This window comes from Pseudomonas sp. W15Feb9B, from assembly GCF_000828175.1.
Classification (GTDB): Bacteria; Pseudomonadota; Gammaproteobacteria; order Pseudomonadales; family Pseudomonadaceae; genus Aquipseudomonas; species Aquipseudomonas parakoreensis.
The window spans coordinates 56150-71179 of record NZ_JTKF01000037.1 but is presented as its reverse complement, the minus strand read 5'-3'; the positions used below and the strand labels follow the sequence as shown (position 1 = coordinate 71179).

Below are 15030 nucleotides of genomic sequence, written 5' to 3'. Positions count from 1 at the left end.
CAAAAGATCGCAGCGTGCCGCAGCTCCTACAGGTTTTCACCAGCAGCTGGCGCTACAATCTGTTCCTTTTTCCCGGAGCAGATCCCCATGAGCGCGTCCCACCGCCGCCCGGTGCCCCTGAACAAAGCCTACCGTCTGCTCAATCACGGGCCGACCGTGCTGGTCAGCGCCGCTTATGACGGCCAGCGCAACATCATGGCCGCCGCCTGGGCAATGCCACTGGATTTCGAACCGCCGAAAGTCGCCGTCGTCCTCGACAAGTCCACCTGGACCCGGCAGTTGCTCGAAGCGTCCGGCACTTTTGTGCTCAACGTGCCGTGCGTCAATCAGGCTGACATCGTGCAAACCGTCGGCAATACCTCGGGGCTGGAGATCCGGCAGAGTCAGGGGCAGGACAAGTTTCACGCTTACGGCCTGCAAACCTTTACCGGTAAAACTGTCGAGGCGCCGTTACTCGAAGGTTGCGTGGCCTGGCTCGAATGCCGCTTGCTGCCCGAACCGCGCAACCACGAACAATATGACCTGTTTCTCGCCGAAGTCATCGCCGCTCAGGCCGATGAACGTGTGTTCAGCGACGGCCGCTGGCACTTCGACGGGCACGACGGCTTGCGCACGCTGCACCACGTGGCCGGCGGGCATTTCCTGACGATTGGCGATGCGGTGGACGGCAAAATCCTGTCGGTTTGATTAGCGAGCCTTTTGCGGCAGATGAGCACAATTTACAAGGCATAAAAAAAGGCTTACCTCGCAGTAAGCCTTTTGTCTTCCCTGCGTAGCTTCAATCCCCCAACGCTTCCCCTTCACGTCGCGGATCCGCACCACCCGCCAACGACGCTTTACCCTGCGCATCCTTGACCCGCACGATGGCCTGGGTGCCGCTGGTCATGTCGATTTCATTGACTGTGTGGCCCTTGTCTTTCAACGCCTGAATCAACGCAGAGCTGACCTGGCCCTGTTCCAGTTCGGTCGGGCCATTGCGGCTGCCAAAGTTGGGCAGGCTGATGGCGCTTTGCGGGTCGAGGTTCCAGTCGAGCAGGCCGACAGTGGTCTTGGCCACGTATTCGATGATCTGCGAACCGCCCGGCGAGCCGACGCTGGCGAGGAACTGGCCGCTGTTGCGATCAAAGATCAATGTTGGCGCCATCGACGAGCGTGGGCGTTTGCCGGGTTCGACGCGGTTGGCGACTTTCTGCCCGTTCTCTTCGGGGATGAACGAGAAGTCGGTCATCTGGTTGTTCAGCAAAAAGCCCTGCACCATCAGGTGCGAGCCGAACGCTGCTTCGATGGTGGTGGTCATCGATACCGCGCCACCGAGGTCATCCACCGCCACCACTTGCGAGGTGGAGATACGCAGCGGTGAGCGATCCGGCGCGTAGGCCACCTGTACGCCCGGCGGTGTGCCGGGTTTGGCGCTGCCCATGCTCCGTTCGCCGATCAGGCTGGCGCGGCTGGCCAGATAACCCGGATCTACCAGACCTTTGACCGGTACCGGGACGAAGTCGGTGTCGGCCGCATATTGCGCGCGGTCGGCGTAGGCCAGGCGCTCGGCTTCGGCGATCAGGTGCACGGCTTGAGGATCGGGTTCGATACCGGCCGGTTTGTTGGTTTTCACGGGTTTGAGCGGCGTCAGCGACAGGCGTGGATCGCGGCTTTCCAGCGCTTGCAGGGTGCCGAGAATCTGCGCCACGGCGATCCCGCCCGACGACGGTGGCGGCATGCCGCAGACCTTCCAGCGTTTGTAGTCGGTGCACAGCGGAGCGCGCTCTTTGGCCTCGTAGCCTTGCAAATCATTCAGCGACAAGCTGCCGGGGTTGGCGTGGCCCTGCACCTTGGCGACGATCTCTTCGGCGATCGGTCCTTTGTACAGCGCGTCCGGGCCTTCGTTGGCGATGCGCTTGAGCACGGCGGCCAGCGCCGGATTCTGCAGGCGCGTGCCGACGGCTTTGACGCTGCCGTCGCTGTTGAGAAAGTACGCGGCCATGTCCGGGGATTTGCGGATCACCGGGTCGGATTCCAGCAGAGAATGCAGGCGCGGCGAAATAGCAAAACCCTGTTCGGCGAGTTTGATCGCCGGTTCGAACAGCGTGGCCCACGGCAGCCGACCGTGTTGCTTGTGTGCCATTTCCAGCGCACGCAACACGCCCGGCGTGCCCACCGAGCGCCCGCCGATCTGTGCCTGCGGGAACGGCATCGGTTTGCCGTCGGCCTGCAGGAACAGCTTCTCGGTGGCACCCGCCGGCGCGGTTTCGCGACCATCGTAGGTACGCACCTGTTTGCCGTCCCACAACACGATCATCGCGCCGCCACCGATCCCGGAGGATTGCGGCTCGACCAGGGTCAGCACTGCTTGCATGGCAATCGTTGCATCAATCGCCGAACCACCCTTGCGCAACATCTCGCGACCGGCCTCGGCGGCCAGCGGATTGGCGGCAGCGGCCATGTGTTGACTGGCGTGGCGAGTCTGCAGATCGGTGCGGTAACCGGAAGCGGCTTCCGGTGCCAGCGGCAAGGTCGAGGAGGGCGGGGCGTTGCACGCGGTGAGGGTCAGGGCGCTGATGATCAGCGTCAGGGCAGGCAGGCGAAAGCGGCTCAGGGGCAGGGCTGGGAACACGTGGGGCTCTCCGTCCGTGGGGTGAAAGGTCTGAAGGACTTTATCGACCGGCCGGTCGCGACGCAAACCGCCGGGCATTTTTGTCTTTCTTTTCTGAGCGGATGTTCGCTAGGGTCAATGCCAAATTGATCGAACTGAAACAAAGCCCCTGTGGGAGCGAGCTTGCTCGCGAATACGGCGTGTCAGGCAACCAAAATGTTGAATGCGCAATCGCCTTCGCGAGCAAGCTCGCTCCCACACCTACAAAACCAACAAGAGGCCGACATGCACAGCGAGTTTCCCACCGAGTCCAGTTACCGTGATCAGCGCGAACAGTTTCTGACCGCCGCCCAAACTGCCGGAGCCACGCTCACCTCGTACGCCCATCCGCGTTGCGGCCCCTTCGGTGAACCCTTGAGCACCGACGTCGCTGTGCTCGGTGATCCGCAGGCCAAACGTCGATTGGTGGCACTCAGCGGCACTCACGGGGTCGAGGGCTATTACGGTTCGGATTGCCAGATCGACTGGCTGCAAACTTTCGTTCCCGGCTCGCTGCCCAAGGATGTTGCGGTAGTGATGATCCACTTGATCAACCCATGGGGCACCGCGTGGCTGCGCCGGGTCAACGAAGACAACATCGACCTCAACCGCAATCATCTGGATTTCACTAGACCGTTGCCGGATAACCGCGCCTACGCCACGCTGCACGAGATCTACGCCTGCACCGATTTGCACGGACCGCAGCGCGCGCAGGCCGATGCCTTGCTCGACGCACAGATTGCCGAACATGGCTGGCCGGCGGTGATGTCGATTGTCGAGGGCGGTCAGCACAGTCATCCCGATGGACTGTTCTATGGCGGCCGCGCACCGAGCTGGTCGAATCGCACCTTGCATCAGATCATCGACGCGCATTTGACCGGTGCTGAAACCGTGATGTGCTTCGACCTGCACACCGGGGCAGGGGAGTACGGGCATCCGATGTTGCTCACCATCACCCAGGCGCCTTATCCGGCACTCGCGCAGGCACAGGCGATTTATGGCCCATGGCTGTACACGCTGCACACCGGCGCCGACACCTTGAGTGAAACCGGTGTGGCAGCGACCGCTACCGGGTACACCTCACAGGCGCTGCTCAATGCGTTGCCCGACGTGCAACTGATGCCATTCGTGATCGAATGCGGAACGTATCCGGGGCCAGACGTGCATCGGCATTTGCGCGATGACCATTGGCTCCATCTGCATGGCGATCCGCTGGATGCGACGGGGCGGGCGATCAAGTTGAATCTGCTGGAGCAGTTTTATCCGGCCGATCCGGACTGGCGGGCGATGGTCGGGCTGCGGACTCGGCAGATCTGGGCGAAGGGGTTGGCGGCCCTGTCGGCAGAGCAGACTGAATGGGTCTGACTTGGGATTGTGGTGAGGGGATTTATCCCCGATGGACTGCGCAGCGGGCCAGTTCGGTTTTAATGGGGAAAAGGGTGCTGCGCACCCTATCGGGGATAAATCCCCTCGCCACGGGTTCGGTGTGTCTCGAAGGATAAAAAACGCTTATTGCTTAAATCCGGGCAGACCATTAGCAGCACGCCATGCTGCAACTGTACGAGCTATACCAGCGGACGACGTGTCCGCTCCGGGTTCTGGATAGTAAATAAGGTCCATCCCGCTTGGATGACCAACAATCGAGTTGAAGTGCCGCACTAAAACATCTGCACGCTCATCAGTGGGCGCCTTGTCTTCTTTTCTGATCTCGTCCACGAATTCAACGAAGTCTTGTTCGGTGTAGTCCGAAAAGCTGCGTTTGATGAATGGATAATTCATGCTGTTCCCTATTCTTGGTGTGTTTCGACGTGATTTTTTGGCGTGTGGATCCGCAGGTTATCTACGTTATAGACCTCGCCGCCTTCGGATATCAGTACCACGTGGTGAATCTCGTGAGAGATCCTTTTGCCCGCCGCATCTATTAAGCGTGCTCGCGGTGCCTTCCCATTGCGCATACGTTCCAAGCTGTCATCGCTGAACTGCCCCGCTACCACACCATCCCTCGAGACTGCGGTCCAGAAGGCACGTCTGAATGAATCAAAAGTAGAGTATTCGCGCCCTCTCATTGAATCGGCAATAGTGGTAGGGACAGGTGCGCCAGACCCAGTCCGCGCATGTTCCAGCCATACCCCCGAAACATCCTCACCAACCCCCGTCACCGTCCCCGGCATCAGCCTGGCCGGCCTTGAAAACACCACATAAAGCGACTTCAACCCAGTCTCTGCCGGGAACACCAGAATACAATCCTCGGCGGTAATGTCTTCGCCGGGCAGGCCTTCTATCTGGGTATCAGTGTTCTCGGGAATCGGGTGGACAAGGATCGTGTTCAGTTGCTCGCCGTGTTCCGGATAAACCAGCGGCGGCATTGAACCGAGTGGCCCGCGTTGCGGCGTCCATAAAATCGTGATGCCGTTGAGCTTGGCTTCCATCGCCGTCTTGTCGCTGTTCCACTCGACGTTGACGGTACGGACCGAGTCATCGCCCGAAGCGCCGGAATGAATGCCGTAAACCTGCATGACGCCTTGGGCATCGCGCCGAAACTGGAAGCGCACGCGAGTGCTGGCGCGGCTCATGCGGCGTAGTTGTTCGTCGGTGTGCAATGTGCCGTCGCCCATGCGGGTCGGCAGCATCCCGAGGATGAATACGCTGGCCGCGCCGCCTGCGCCACGGATGGCCCAGTTGAGGCGTTGTTGCAGAATCCCGCCGCCGGCCATGCGCCCCAAAGCCAGGTCGGCGCCGAGCGCAGTCGCTACCGCGGTGCTGGCTGAGGGAAAGAGCATGGCCCCCGCGACCATGATCTTGCCGAAATTGGCGGCGGGCTCTGGCGTAGTGCCGGCGTCCGTTCGACACCAGTTATCCGGCGTGCAGGACTTGGCGAACACCTGGTCTTCGCGGGGCTTGGGCGTTGGCCATTCATCCTTTTCGATGTACACCGGCTCCGGCGGGGGAGGCGGATTCCAAGCGGCCCATGAGCCGGTCCTTCTCGGACGTTTCCGAAGCCAATCTTCATCGAAGAGAAATTTGAATCGAGCCATGCCAACTCCCTGTATGGCTTTGAAACGAGCCAGGGGAGCTTGTCGGTCAACGGGGAATTCGGGCAAACCGATGGGGTGGGGTTCAGGCGCGAGGTTTTACGAAAAATCCAATTCGTACACCGCGCGCACCTTTTTCCTGCAGTGCTTTCCCGGTTTGTTGACGTGCCATTAACCTTGGTCAGGGCCAATCAGGAATTATGGGGCAGCTGGATGGCGAAGGTCGGTTTTGCAGCCATCGGGGATGAATCCCCTCGCCACAGGAGAGTGGTTTTTTCGAGGCATAAAAAAACGGCCTACCTTTCGGTAAGCCGTTTTTAGTACTTGGTGGCTACACAGGGACTTGAACCCCGGACCCCAGCATTATGAATGCTATGCTCTAACCAACTGAGCTATGTAGCCAAGTGGCGCGCATTATTCCCCTGAAATGGAAAAGCGTCAAGCGTAAATTTAAAAATTTTTTCTACGCTTTCAACCGTTTATCAAAATCACAGGCCAAGCAGCGGCGAAGGACAACGTTCGAACCAGCGGCTGGCCTGTTCATAGGCGTGCGCCAGTTGCAGAACCGCGAAGTCCGCCTGATGCCGGCCGATGATCTGCAGCCCCATCGGCAACCCCTGCGCATTGAATCCGGCCTGAACGCTCGCCACCGGGCAACCCGACAGCGTGCCGGGGATGACTACCTCCATCCAGCGGTGATACGTGTCCATGCTCACGCCCTCGATAGACGTCGGCCAAGGCTGGGTTTTATCGAACGGGAAGACCTGTGCACTGGGCAGCAGCAGGTAATCGTAGCGTTCGAACAACCGGGAAATCGCCCGATACCAATCGCTGCGCACCACCGACGCGGCGAACACTTCGCTCGCCGAAAGCTTCAGACCGTTTTCCACTTCCCAGCAGGCTTCCGGTTTCAGCAGCTCGCGCTTCTGTGGATCAGCATAAGTTGCGCCCAGCGACCCCGCGACCATCCAGTGCCGCAACGTCCGCCAACTGCTCCACAACCGCTCAGGCGCGAACCCCGGCTGAACGGATTCAACGTGGCAGCCAAGGCTTTCAAAGTCGGCAAAGGTCTTCTCGCACAGCGACAGAACGCCGTTTTCCATCGGCAGATAACCGTTGAAGTCTCCCAGCCAGCCCAATCGCGTGCCCTTGAAATCACGCGCCAGCGGCGCGGCAAAGACCTCTCCGGATTCAGCGATGGACAACGGCGCCCGGGCATCGCCCCCAGCCTGCACCGACAGCAGCAACGCCGCATCGCGCACGCTGCGGGCCATCGGTCCTTCATAGCCAAGTTGATCGAAAAACAGATCGGCACTGTCATCAAACGGCACGCGGCCCTGAGACGGGCGGAAACCAAAGATATTGTTGAACGCCGCCGGGTTACGCAGCGAACCCATCATGTCGCTGCCATCGGCCACCGGCACCAGATGCATCGCCAGCGCCGCTGCTGCGCCGCCGCTGCTGCCACCGGCGGTTTTGCTCGGGTCATAAGCGCAGCCGGTAGCACCGAACAGCGTGTTATAGCTCTGCGAACCGAGGCCGAATTCCGGGGTGTTGGTCTTGCCGATGATGATCGCACCGGCGGCCTTGATCCGCTCGACCATGATGCCGTCGCGCTCGGGGATAAAGTCCTTGAACAACGGTGAGCCGAGCGTGGTGCGGATGCCTTGGGTCAGCGACAGATCCTTGATCGCGTGGGGCAGGCCGTGCATCCAGCCACGGTATTCGCCACGCGCCAGTTCGGCATCGCGCGCATCGGCCTGGGCCAGCAGCACATCGGGCGCCTGCAGGCTGATCAGCGCGTTGACCTGCGGGTTGAAGCGTTCGATATGGGCAAGATAAGTCTGCATCACTTCGCGGCAGGACACCTGGCGCAGGCGGATGCGTTCGGCGAGCTCATGGGCCTGCAGCAGGACCAGTTCGCTGATGTTATTGGAATTCATGACAACGGCGCCTTTCAGACGGCTGAAGAAACGCCCCGGCATCATGCCGAGGCGGCAGGAGTCAACGCATCAGGTTGGTCCAGAGACGGTCAGCGAGGCGAATCGCGCCTTCACCGCAAGTCTTGCTGAACACCACGTGAGTGCCCTCGGGAATGTGCAATTCCGGCGCATCCTTGAGCGCCGCATCGAGGAACGGTTCGACGCCTTTGATCGGGCTCTGGTGCTTGAGGAAGTTCTGGGTCATCGCGGAGTTTTCCGGCTGGCTGAGGAAGGCGATGAACGCCTTGGCGTTCGCCGGGTTCTTGCTGCCGGTGGGGATGACCATGTTGTCGACCCAAGCCAGTACGCCTTCTTTCGGGTACAGGTATTTCAGGCTCGGTTTCATCTCGCGGGCGCGCATCGACGAGCCGCCCCAGAACATCGACATGTCGATTTCACCCGAGGCGAGGTTCTCGCGGATCGAGCCGGCCTTGGAGCTGTAGGTCTTCACGAACGGCTTCTGCGCCTTGAGCAGCGTCAGCACCTGTTGCATCTGTTTCGGGTCTTCACTGCACAGCGGAACATTCAGATAGAGGCTGGCCATGTCGACCATCTCGCTGGTCGAGTCGAACATGTTGATCCGTCCCTGCAACTCGGCTGGCGGCTCGTATAAAACCTTGTAGCTGTCAGTCGGGCCTTTGTAGCGCGCGGTGTCGAGGACCACGCTGGTGGTGCCCCAGATGAATGGCACCGAGTACGCGCCCTCCGGGTCCCAACTCGGTTTTTTCAGGTTATCCACAACGCTGGCGTAGTACGGCTCCTTGACCGGGTCGAAGCGCTCCAACAGGTTTTCCTTGATCAGGATCGGGATGAACTGGTGCGACGGAATCGCCACGTCATACCCGGCGCCACCCTGTTTCAGTTTGGCCAGCAGGGTCTCGTTGGAGTCGTAGGAATCGACGGTGACTTCGATACCGGTCTGCTTCTGGAACTTGGCGAGAATCTCCGGCGAGAAGTACCCGCTCCAGCTCACCACGTTGAGTTTTTCCGCAGCCTGAACGCTGCCGGTCATCGCCAGCGGCACAGTCAGGAACAACGCAGTGCCGACGCTTTTTATCCACTTGCTCATGTTATTTCCCCACAGTTCTTGGAAGGTTCAGGCGTTCTTTTTGCCCAGCAGGTAAGAGAGGCTCACAAACAGCACCGAGACGCCGAGGATCAGGGTCGACACGGCGTTGACGTCGGGTGTCACGCCCATGCGCAACAGGCCGAAGATGAAGATCGGCAGCGTTGTCGTACCGGCCTGGGCGACCATCATCGAGATCACGAAGTTATCCAGCGAGACGATGAAGGCCAGCATCAGCCCGGAGAAAATTCCCGGCATCAGCAGCGGCAAGGTCACCTTGCGGAAGGTCCGCCACGGGCCGGCATACAGGTCGGCCGAGGCTTGCTCCAGCGACAGGTCCATGTCGTTGAGGCGCGCGCGAATCGGCAGGTAGGCGAACGGAATGCAGAACACCGTATGGGCGATGATCAAGTTGCCGTAGCCCAGCGACAGGCCGATGGTGGAGAACAGCGCCAGCGTCGCCACACCGACGACAATTTCCGGCAGCACCAGCGGCAACATGATTGCGCCCATCGACAATTGCAGGCCCTTGAACTTGGCGCCGCGTGAGGTGCCGAGGGCGGCGAGGGTGGCAATCGCCGTGGCGATCATGCTCGCGCAGACCGCGATCAACAGGCTGTTGCCAGCGGCCTGACGCAAGGCCTGATTGGCGAACGCGGCGCGATACCAGTCGAGGCTGAAACCGGTCCACACCGTCGCGGACTGGTTGGCGTTGAACGAGAACACCACCAGCACCACGATCGGCGCGTACAGGTACAGATAGAACAGCAAGCTGAAGCCGCCGAAACCGGGGAAGTCCTGCACGCCCAGCCCTTTGCGTTTGAATAGCGCGAGCATTACGCACCTCCTTTGGCGATGCGCTGGCGCTCGGCGCGCAAGGCATACACGGTCAAGACCAGCATCACGGCGGCCATCAGCACCAGCGACAGCGCGGCGCCGAACGGCCAGTTACGTGCATCGCTGAACTGCCGGAAAATCAGGTTGCCGAGCATCATCCGCGTGCCGCCGCCGAGCAGTTCCGGGGCGATCATCGCGCCCAGGCACGGCACGAACGTGAGGATGGCGCCGGCGAGAATTCCCGGTTTAGCGATTGGCAGGACGACTTTGCGCAAAGTGCGCACGCGGCCGGCATACAGATCCTGAGCGGCTTCGAGCAAGCGAATATCCATCTTTTCCAGCGTGGCGTAGATCGGCAACACCACGAACGGCGCGTAGGTATAAACCAGCCCCAGCAGCACTGCGCCGTCGGTGTACAACAGTTGCAACGGCTCATGGATGACGCCCATGCCCATCAGGCTGTTGTTGATCACCCCGGTGTTGCGCAGCAGCAGAATCCACGCATAAGTGCGGATCAGCAGGTTGGCCCAGAACGGCACGGTGATCAGGAAGATCAGCAGGCCACGCCGATGCGCCGGCTGCATCGCCAGCCACACCGCGACCGGGAAGCCGATCAACAGCGTGATGAGCGTGGTCAGCCCGGCAATGCCGACCGAGCGCAGGGCGATGATCAGGTAGGAATCGGCAAAGGCCAGGCTGTCGTCCATCTGGCGTTCGAACAGCAACGAGGTGTAGGCATCGCTGCTGAAAACTTTATTGACCCCGCCGTAGGGGTTGGTTTCCATCAGCGAATAGCCGATGACAATCAGGATCGGCACCAGCAGAAACAGGCCGATGGCGACCAGCGCCGGGCTGACCCCGAGGAAACTCTGAAAGGCCTTGCGGCGCTCCAGCGTGTTGGCTATCGGTAAGGCGTGCATGGCAACTCCTCAGGCTCAATCGTGCAGGACGCTGGCGCTTCCCCGGTCGAACAGCAGACCGGCCTGACTGCCGACCGCAAAGCGCAGGCTCTGGTCGACGCAGTTGGGCGTGCGCACGGTGAGGCGCGAACCGTCGCTGAGGCTGACCTGATATTGCAGATCGGTGCCGAGGTAGATCTGCGCTTCGATCCGGCACGGCAGCGCGGCCTCGGTTGCGGGAGGCACCAGATGCAGGCGCTCGGGGCGCACCGACAAGCTCACGCTGGCGCCGACCGCCACGTCGCTGCACGCTTGCGCCGGCAGCGGATGCCCGGCCGGCCCGGCGAACCAGGCTTGGCCGGCCTCGATCTTCGTCACTGTGCCCTGGATGAAATTGGTTTCGCCGATGAAGTCGGCGACGAAGCGGTTGCGCGGGCGTTCGTAGATATCTTCCGGGCGGCCGACCTGCTGCACTTCGCCTTCGGACAACACGGCGATGCGGTCGGACATGGTCAGCGCTTCTTCCTGGTCGTGGGTGACGAAGATGAAGGTGATGCCGGTCTTGGCCTGAATGGTTTTCAACTCTTCGCGCATGGCCTGGCGCAGCTTCAGATCGAGCGCGGAAAGGGGTTCGTCGAGCAGCAATACTTTCGGATGCGGTGCCAGGGCGCGGGCGAGGGCGACGCGTTGTTGCTGGCCACCGGACAACTGCGCCGGCTTGCGATTGGCGAAGCGTTCCATCTGCACCAGCGCGAGCATCTCGCGTACGCGCTCGGTGATTTGCGCCTTGTTCAGCACCTTGCCCATCGGCTGCGATTCGAGGCCGAAGGCCAGGTTCTCGGCGATGGTCATGTGCGGGAACAGCGCGTAATGCTGGAACACCGTGTTGACCGGGCGCTGGAATGGCGGGCGATCAGCGATGTTTTCGCCGTACAGCAGGATCTCGCCTTCGGTAGGAAACTCGAAGCCGGCGATCATCCGCAGCAGGGTGGTCTTGCCGCAGCCGGAAGGGCCGAGCAGGGTGAAGAATTCGTTGTCGCGGATGTCCAGGTCGATGTTTTTCAACGCCACCGGACCGGTGTCCGGATCACCGTAAACCTTGCGCACCGAGCGGATCGACACCGCCAGCGTTTGCAGCGAATGCAGGGCATTCATGCGTTACCTCCGATTCCCCCATCGCCTGCGATTGCGCTGCGAATCAGCGAAGTCGTCGGGCCATGGATATTATTTTTCTGGGCAGGATCGAGATTGCGTACGGGGTGAAACCAGCTGTTTTATTGTTCTGCTGTGGCTCGATTATCAGCTAGTGCTTGCGTGAGGCGACACTTCAATTTAAACATGGCAGCTGTTAGTTAATTTAACAGCCAAAGGTGCCAGGAATCATGCCCGACCACCGTTTGCCGCCGCTCAACGCGGTGCGTGCATTTGATGCCGCCGCGCGCCTGGGCAGCTATGTCGAGGCTTCGAAAGCCTTGCACGTGACCCAACCGGCGATTGGTCGGCATGTGAAGTTGCTGGAGGACTGGCTGGGCATTCAGCTGTTCGAACGCACCTCGCGCGGGGTCAATTTGACGCCGGCGGGTGAGAAGTACCACCGCAAGATCAGCGCGGCGTTGCAGTTGATCATTGAAGCCGGCAAGGAGGCGCGGCCGAAAGATGCCGAGCGCTGGTTGCGGATCATGGTGGTGCCAGGGTTTGCCAAGCGCTGGTTGATGCCAAGGATCGAAACCCTGCGGCATCTGCGACCGGGATTGAAACTGGCGATCGAGCCAAACTCGACCTTCACCGAAGTCGACGGCAAAAGTGCCGATCTGGGCATCGTCTATGGCCTTGACGGGCAGTACGCCGACTCCCGTGCAGCATTGATCTGCCCGCGGGTGTTTCCGATCTGCACCCCGCAATACCTCGCCAGCATCGAGCCTGTGATCGGCCCGGCAGATCTGGTTCGCCATGAACTGATCCACGTCGATGACGGCGAGTGGTGGAACCTGTGGTTCGCTGCCCACAACCTGGATATTCACCTCAATTCCGACATGCTCTATGTCAACAACGATCACGCGCTGTCGGTGGCCGAGAGCGGGCAGGGCATTGCCTTGGCCAATGAAGTGCTGGTTCGCGAGGAGCTCAAGTCCGGCAAACTGGTGCGCGCGGTGGACGCGCAGGTGAAGCTGGAAAGCTACCGGGTCCTCACGCCGTCCGCCGAACTGTCGGCGGATGTGGCGTGGTTTATCCAGTGGCTGAAGACCGAGCTGGAAGCGGACTTCCCCGAAGCGCGGATCAGCTGAGGCGGAAGCGTGCGGTGTTGTCGCTCAGAGCCTTGCTGCCCTGACTCAGGGTATCCGCCGCGAGATTCACTGCGCGGGCACCTTCAAGCAGACGCACCGCGGCCTGATCGACCTGCTGGATATTGCCGCTGACTTCATCGGCGGTGCTCGCCTGTTCTTCCACGGCGGTGGCGATCTGCGCCAGGGTGTCAGTGACACTCTGTACCGCGCTGGCGATTTCGCCGAGACGTTCACCAAGACCGGTCACGGCGTTGGCATCCGATTGCGCCTGGCCGCAGGCGGCTTCCATCAGGCTCACCGCCTCGTTGACTGTGGCGCGCAGGCTGTCGACGGTGCCGGCGATCTGCGCGGTGGATGACTGGGTGCGCTGCGACAGGCTGCGCACTTCATCGGCGACCACGGCAAACCCGCGTCCCTGTTCGCCAGCGCGCGCGGCCTCAATGGCGGCGTTGAGCGCGAGCAAGTTGGTCTGCTCGGCGACGCCACGGATGGTGTCGACCACCAGTTGAATCTGCTGCCCTTGCTCGCTGACACGACCGAGTGCCGCTGCGGTGTCGTTCAGCCGTTGGTTGAGCTGCTGAATGCTCGCCGTGGTGCGCTGGCTGTCGCGGCTGCTGTCGGCAGCGATGCGCCGGGTCTGTTGGGCGCTGCCGGAGGCCTGTTCGCAACTCTGCGCCACACCTTGCGAAGTGGCGGCCAGTTGCGTCGCAGCGGCGGCGATCTGGCTGATCTGTAACTGCTGCGCTTCGACTTCGCTCAGCGCGCCGCTGGAGTGATCGTTGAGGCTGCGCACCGCGTGGCTCAGTTGCGAGGTTTCGTGATCGACCCCGAGCATGCTGGCGCGCAGTTGCACCACCGCGACGTTGAGCGCGGTGCTGATCGCCGCCAGCTCATCGCGGCCCACCACCGGGACTTGCAGGCTGAGATTGCCGTCACGCAGGGCTTCGGCAAGCAGGGTAATGCCGCTGGCGCTGCGGCGGATCGAGGCTTGCAGGCAGACGAACAGGTACAGCGCCGCCAGCAGCAGGCAACCGAACACTGCGGCGACCACGATGAACTGGCGAATCGCCGAAGCGTGGTAGGCGTCCAGGCGCTGATCCAGCGACAGCAGTGATTGCTGGCGCAACGAGGCGAGATCGCCCAGCAGAGCATCAAGGTTGCGTTCGAAGTCTTCCGGTTTGAGTGTAATGCTGCCGCCAAACACGCCGTCATCCAGCACCTTCAGCCCGGCATCAAGGCGCTTGAGGCTGTCGTGATACTGACCGGCCCAGATGTGCAGATCGCTCGGCAGACGCGCTTCGAGCAGGCCTGCGGTTTTGACAAGCTGCTCGCGGGCGTCGCCGATGCGGCCACGCAGATCGCGCAGTTGCAAGCGACTCTGCAAAGTGAACTGTCCCGAGACCACCGAAGCCTGGCCGACGGCGGCGAGGCGGCCCACGCGCTCGATCAGATCCGGTGCGTGCTGCGTGGAGATCTGCGTCAGCAAATAGGTTTCCAGCCATGGCGCCAGCGTCAGGCGGTTGTCCATGACGATTTGCTCGCGCAACGCTTGCAGGGCGCTGAGGGCGTTGGTGAAACGATCGTAACCGTCCGGCCACCAACCGACGCTGCTCAGGCTTTTCGAATCCAGACCGCCGAGCGCGGTTTGCAGGGCTTGATAGCGGGCGAGGGTTTCGCCTTCGGCGCCTTCCTTGTTCAGCGCGTTGCCCAGATCGCTGGTGGCTTGCTGGAGGGCCGGTTGCACGGCGTCAAATGCAGCCATGGCGGCGAGGGTGGCCGGGGTCGGCTGGCGATTGGTTTCGGTGGCGCGCCAACGGGCGGCGCGGTCACGCTGGGCGGCGAGCAGGTTGTCCAGGGCATCGAGGCTGAGCAACTGGCGCACGCCGGCACGCTCACCGGCAATCAGATTGAGCTTGTCGCGATAGTCCTGACCAATCATCAACAGGCTGCCGGCCAACGGCAGAATGAACAGCAGAAACAACAGCTGAAATTTACGCGCGAAGCCAAACCGCCCCAGCAATTTGATCCCCGGTGAAAGGAAAGCCTGCATGCCCCATGACTCCTCTGGACACCACGCACCAATGGCGTGCATCGCGGTCGTGCGACCTCGATGTTGTGCCCTGCTAAAAGGCCTCGAAAGTTCACTCTCGCCCGCTCGGTAGGCCGGCTCTGTAGCGAAACTTCCCATTCTCGGCGACCTTTGTAAGGCCGCCGCGTTCGAGGGGAGAAGCAAGGCAAGATTCAGACCATGGCGTTGAGCTATCACCCTTTCCACCTGTAGGAGCTGCCGCAGGCTGCGA

12 protein-coding genes and 1 tRNA gene are annotated in these 15030 nt (G+C 61.4%); 3 read left to right on the top strand and 10 right to left on the bottom strand.

Translation table 11 applies throughout. From position 1 onward, the window contains the following. The first annotated feature begins 87 nt into the window (after nucleotides 1-87). Entirely contained in the window at nucleotides 88-687 is a 600-nt protein-coding gene (locus tag OC71_RS19530) for a flavin reductase family protein (RefSeq protein WP_041072509.1), read from the top strand. 91 nt (nucleotides 688-778) lie between these two features. Here the strand turns inward: OC71_RS19530 and ggt are convergent, their stop codons facing one another. Further along, complete coding sequence (gene ggt / locus OC71_RS19525) at nucleotides 779-2611, bottom strand: gamma-glutamyltransferase (protein ID WP_041072507.1); 1833 nt, start codon at nucleotides 2609-2611, stop codon at nucleotides 779-781. Between the two features lie 264 nt (nucleotides 2612-2875). On the opposite strand from ggt, the gene OC71_RS19520 reads away from it, so the two are divergent. Beyond that, on the top strand, nucleotides 2876-3994 hold the full coding sequence (locus OC71_RS19520; protein WP_041072505.1) for a DUF2817 domain-containing protein: 1119 nt from the start codon (nucleotides 2876-2878) through the stop codon (nucleotides 3992-3994). 144 nt (nucleotides 3995-4138) lie between these two features. Here the strand turns inward: OC71_RS19520 and OC71_RS19515 are convergent, their stop codons facing one another. The 8 genes from OC71_RS19515 to OC71_RS19480 all read right to left on the bottom strand — a co-directional run bounded on the left by OC71_RS19515 (nucleotide 4139) and on the right by OC71_RS19480 (nucleotide 11600). Next, the gene (locus OC71_RS19515; RefSeq protein WP_041072503.1) at nucleotides 4139-4408 is read right to left on the bottom strand and encodes a bacteriocin immunity protein; all 270 of its coding nucleotides are present in this window, start codon (nucleotides 4406-4408) and stop codon (nucleotides 4139-4141) included. Between the two features lie 8 nt (nucleotides 4409-4416). Continuing rightward, nucleotides 4417-5664 (bottom strand): S-type pyocin domain-containing protein, encoded by a 1248-nt coding sequence (locus tag OC71_RS19510; protein WP_084234239.1) that lies wholly within the window; start codon nucleotides 5662-5664, stop codon nucleotides 4417-4419. Nucleotides 5665-5986: 322 nt separating this feature from the next. Then, a tRNA-Met gene (locus OC71_RS19505) sits at nucleotides 5987-6063 on the bottom strand. Nucleotides 6064-6149: 86 nt separating this feature from the next. Beyond that, on the bottom strand, nucleotides 6150-7604 hold the full coding sequence (locus OC71_RS19500; RefSeq protein ID WP_041072511.1) for an amidase: 1455 nt from the start codon (nucleotides 7602-7604) through the stop codon (nucleotides 6150-6152). 61 nt (nucleotides 7605-7665) lie between these two features. Beyond that, nucleotides 7666-8712 carry an extracellular solute-binding protein gene (locus OC71_RS19495; protein WP_041072501.1) on the bottom strand — a complete coding sequence of 349 codons (1047 nt, stop codon included), beginning with the start codon at nucleotides 8710-8712 and terminating at the stop codon, nucleotides 7666-7668. A 27-nt stretch (nucleotides 8713-8739) separates the two neighbouring features. Then, entirely contained in the window at nucleotides 8740-9546 is an 807-nt protein-coding gene (locus tag OC71_RS19490) for an ABC transporter permease (RefSeq protein WP_041072499.1), read from the bottom strand. Next, entirely contained in the window at nucleotides 9546-10466 is a 921-nt protein-coding gene (locus tag OC71_RS19485; RefSeq protein WP_041072497.1) for an ABC transporter permease, read from the bottom strand. Before OC71_RS19485 ends, OC71_RS19490 begins: the two co-directional genes overlap by 1 nt. A gap of 15 nt (nucleotides 10467-10481) precedes the next feature. Further along, a complete protein-coding gene (locus OC71_RS19480) occupies nucleotides 10482-11600 on the bottom strand; it encodes an ABC transporter ATP-binding protein (RefSeq protein WP_041072495.1) in 1119 nt (372 codons plus the stop codon). Between the two features lie 227 nt (nucleotides 11601-11827). Here OC71_RS19480 and OC71_RS19475 point away from each other — a divergent pair, with 227 nt between their 5' ends. After that, nucleotides 11828-12730, top strand: a complete 903-nt coding sequence (locus OC71_RS19475; protein ID WP_041072493.1) for a LysR substrate-binding domain-containing protein — start codon at nucleotides 11828-11830, stop codon at nucleotides 12728-12730. Here OC71_RS19475 and OC71_RS19470 read toward each other — a convergent pair. Next, nucleotides 12723-14780, bottom strand: a complete 2058-nt coding sequence (locus tag OC71_RS19470; RefSeq protein ID WP_041072491.1) for a methyl-accepting chemotaxis protein — start codon at nucleotides 14778-14780, stop codon at nucleotides 12723-12725. The genes OC71_RS19475 and OC71_RS19470 overlap by 8 nt on opposite strands. Nucleotides 14781-15030 lie beyond the last annotated feature (250 nt).

Bases quoted from the DNA above. Each gene is read 5' to 3' on its own strand.
- OC71_RS19530 (WP_041072509.1), top strand. From the start codon at position 88: ATGAGCGCGTCCCACCGCCGCCCGGTGCCCCTGAACAAAGCCTACCGT.
- OC71_RS19520 (WP_041072505.1), top strand. From the start codon at position 2,876: ATGCACAGCGAGTTTCCCACCGAGTCCAGTTACCGTGATCAGCGCGAA.
- OC71_RS19515 (WP_041072503.1), bottom strand. From the start codon at position 4,408: ATGAATTATCCATTCATCAAACGCAGCTTTTCGGACTACACCGAACAA.
- OC71_RS19510 (WP_084234239.1), bottom strand. From the start codon at position 5,664: ATGGCTCGATTCAAATTTCTCTTCGATGAAGATTGGCTTCGGAAACGT.
- OC71_RS19500 (WP_041072511.1), bottom strand. From the start codon at position 7,604: ATGAATTCCAATAACATCAGCGAACTGGTCCTGCTGCAGGCCCATGAG.
- OC71_RS19495 (WP_041072501.1), bottom strand. From the start codon at position 8,712: ATGAGCAAGTGGATAAAAAGCGTCGGCACTGCGTTGTTCCTGACTGTG.
- OC71_RS19490 (WP_041072499.1), bottom strand. From the start codon at position 9,546: ATGCTCGCGCTATTCAAACGCAAAGGGCTGGGCGTGCAGGACTTCCCC.
- OC71_RS19485 (WP_041072497.1), bottom strand. From the start codon at position 10,466: ATGCACGCCTTACCGATAGCCAACACGCTGGAGCGCCGCAAGGCCTTT.
- OC71_RS19480 (WP_041072495.1), bottom strand. From the start codon at position 11,600: ATGAATGCCCTGCATTCGCTGCAAACGCTGGCGGTGTCGATCCGCTCG.
- OC71_RS19475 (WP_041072493.1), top strand. From the start codon at position 11,828: ATGCCCGACCACCGTTTGCCGCCGCTCAACGCGGTGCGTGCATTTGAT.
- OC71_RS19470 (WP_041072491.1), bottom strand. From the start codon at position 14,780: ATGCAGGCTTTCCTTTCACCGGGGATCAAATTGCTGGGGCGGTTTGGC.